General features: G+C 67.6%; 3 protein-coding genes. 1 reads left to right on the top strand and 2 read right to left on the bottom strand.

The features are described 5' to 3' along the window. Both DM995_RS13855 and DM995_RS13850 read right to left on the bottom strand, forming a co-directional pair. Positions 1–655: DUF815 domain-containing protein (locus tag DM995_RS13855; RefSeq protein WP_116970475.1), on the bottom strand; the 655-nt coding region annotated here is incomplete at its 3' end. Positions 656–768: 113 nt separating this feature from the next. After that, positions 769–2,505, bottom strand: a complete 1,737-nt coding sequence (locus DM995_RS13850) for an acyl-CoA dehydrogenase (protein ID WP_116969800.1) — start codon at positions 2,503–2,505, stop codon at positions 769–771. A 49-nt stretch (positions 2,506–2,554) separates the two neighbouring features. On the opposite strand from DM995_RS13850, the gene DM995_RS13845 reads away from it, so the two are divergent. After that, the coding region (locus DM995_RS13845; RefSeq protein ID WP_116969799.1) for an L-threonylcarbamoyladenylate synthase at positions 2,555–3,140 on the top strand (586 nt) is incomplete at its 3' end.

The following is a 3,140-nucleotide window of genomic DNA, read 5'->3' as shown; positions in this document are numbered from 1 at the left end:
AGCCGAGGCTGAGCCCGAACCGGTCGGCGAGCGCCAGCCGGTCGTCTACCGCGTCGCGCGGATTGATCGGATCGTCCTGTTCGCTCATGTGCCGCTCGACGATCGCGCGACGGTTCGAGGTGACCGCGAGCCGCACATTGGCCGGTCGCGCCATCGCCCCGCCCTCGAGCAGCGAGCGCAGCGAGCGTGCGGCGCTGGCGGCGTCGGGTCCGTCAAAGCCGATATCGTCGATGAACACCAGGAAGCGGCGATCCACCGCGCCCAGTGCGGCGAACAAGGCGGGCAATTGCGCGAGCGCATCGGGTTCGCCCCCGGTCTGGACGAGCGCGAGCGGCGCGCCCGATCCTTGCGCATCGGCCACCGCTGCCTTGACCAAAGCCGACTTGCCCATGCCGCGCGATCCCCAGAGCAGCACGTCGTGCGCAGGCACGCCTGCGGCATGGCGGCGGACGTTCTCGGTAAAGCTCGCCTTTTGCGCATCGATGCCGCGCAGGCGATCGAGTGGGACGGCTTGCAGGTGCGTCACCGCCTCGGCCCCGCGCGCGCTCCAGACATAGGCGGGGTGCGCGGTCCAGTCCGCGACCTGCGCTGGCGGCGGCGCGAGGCGTTCGAGTGCCTCGGCGATGCGGGCGAGCAGGTCGGCGTTATCCGTCATATCCATGTCCCGTCACCCCCGCGAAGGCGGGGGTCCCGCTTCTGCATGACGGTTGCCAAAAAGCGGGATTCCCGCGTTCGCGGGAATGACGAAGAGGGAGGCAGGATTTTCGCTCAAGCCGCCAGCGCCTCGGCATCGAGCGCGTAGAGCAGGTCCGCGCCCGCCATTGCCGCTGCCTTGAGGCCGCCCGCCTCGGGCACCATGCGCTCGAGATAGAAGCGCGTCGTCACCAGCTTGGCTTTCAGGAAATCGGCATTGCCCTCGCCTGTATCGAGCATCGCCTGCGCCGCGCGCTGCTGCTTGAGCATCAACCAGCCTGCGGTCATCACTGCCATCATCGTGCAATAGGGATAGCTGCCCGCCAGCCGGTCGTCGACACTGGCCGCGACCATATATTCGGTGACCTCCGCGACATCGCCGGCCAGCGCGGCGAGCGCGGGGTGGTTGCCGGCATCGGCCTGCACCTCGGCGATCAGCCCGCGCACGACATCGCCACCTGCCATGCCGAGCTTGCGCCCGACCAGATCGGCTGCCTGGATGCCGTTGGTGCCCTCGTAGATCTGCGCGATGCGGATATCGCGATAATATTGCGCCGCACCGGTCTCCTCGACATAGCCCATGCCGCCATGGACCTGCACGCCCAGCGAGGCGATCTCGCTGCCCAGATCGGTGCCATAAGTCTTGGCGAGCGGGGTCAGCAGATCGACCATCTCGCGCGCGCCGGGCACACCGAGATTGGCGCGATCGACCTGGCCAGAGGCGTAATAGAGCAATGCGCGGATCGCCTCGGTCCCCGCCTTCATGCGCAGCAGCATGCGGCGGACATCAGGATGCTCGATGATCGCGACCGGATCGCGCCCCGCGCCGGCGCGCGCCGACTGGACGCGTTCGCGCGCGAACCACAAAGCCTTTTGCGTCGCGCCCTCGGCAATCTGGACACCCTGCAGCCCGACATTGAGCCGCGCATTGTTCATCATCGTGAACATCGCACGCATGCCGCCGAATTCGGGGCCGATCAGTTCGCCGATACTCTCACCTTCCTCGCCGAACTGCAGCACGCAGGTGGGCGAGGCGTTGATGCCCATCTTGTGCTCGATCGACACGGTCTTGATGCCGTTCGCCTCGCCCGGATTTCCATCCGCGTCGAGCCGGTACTTGGGCACCAGGAACAGCGAGATGCCCTTGGTCCCGGCGGGCGCATCGGGGGTGCGCGCGAGCACGAGGTGGATGATGTTATCGGCCATGTCGTGATCGCCGAACGAGATGTAAATCTTCTGCCCACGGATCGCATAGGTGCCGTCGCCGCGCGGGGTGGCGGTCGCACGCAGCGCGCCGACATCGCTGCCAGCCTGCGGTTCGGTGAGGTTCATCGTACCGGTCCATTCGCCGGTGGACAGTTTCGGCAGGTACAGCGCCTTCTGCTGATCGCTGCCATGATGGTGCAGCGCCTCGATCGCGCCGACCGTCAGGATCGGGCAGAGCGCAAAGGCCATGTTGGCCGCGCCGAGCGAATCGAGCGCGACGGTGGCAAGGCTGAAGGGCAGGCCCTGGCCGCCATGATCGGCAGGCGCGCTCAAGGCACTCCAGCCCGCCTCGACATAATGCTGGTAAGCTTGCGCGTACCCCTCGGGCATCTTCACCGACCCGTCGATCAGCCGTGCGCCGACCGTGTCGCCGATGCGGTACAGGGGGGCAAACTCGCCTGCGGCAAATTCGCCGACGCCCTCGACGATCGCCTCAACCAGATCGGGCGTCGCCTCGGCAAAGCGCTCATGGCCTGCCAGTTCGTCGATGCCGGTGATCGTCTTCAGGACGAACAGCTGTTCGGTGGTCGGTGCGATGAAGGTCATGGTCTATTCCCTGCTGTCCCTTGCGTTTGAGCGCTGTATAGGCAGCAACATGCAAGCTTCCAAGCCTTCTGACCCGCGGATCGTGCCCGCCGACGCTGCCGGAATCGCGCGCGCGGCGGCGATGCTGCACGCCGGGCAGATCGTCGCGCTGCCGACCGAGACGGTCTATGGCCTCGCCGCCGATGCGTCGCGCGCGGATGCCGTAGCGGCGATCTATCGCACCAAGGGGCGGCCCGATTTCAACCCGCTGATCGTGCACGTGCCCGACCTCGCCAGCGCAGAGAAGATCGCGATGTTCGACACGCGAGCAAAAAAGCTCGCCGCCGCCTTCTGGCCGGGTCCGCTGACGCTGGTTCTGCCGCTGAAAGCGGGAGCGGAAGTCGCGCCTGCGGTCACCGCCGGGCTTTCGACCATCGCGCTGCGCTGCCCCGCGCACCCGGTGATGCGCGCGGTGCTGGAGGCGAGCGGGCTGAGGCTGGCCGCGCCCTCGGCCAATCGCTCGGGCGCGATCAGCCCGACCCGCGCCGAGCATGTCGCGGCGAGCCTTGGTGAGGGGCTGGGGCTGATCGTCGATGGCGGCGCGGCCCGGGCGGGCCTTGAATCGACGATAGTTGCGCTGCGCAACTTGGGGGGCG

It is taken from the genome of Blastomonas sp. UPD001 (assembly GCF_003426715.1).
In the GTDB taxonomy this organism is placed as follows: Bacteria; Pseudomonadota; Alphaproteobacteria; order Sphingomonadales; family Sphingomonadaceae; genus Blastomonas.
This window is presented reverse-complemented; position numbering and strand designations above follow the sequence as displayed.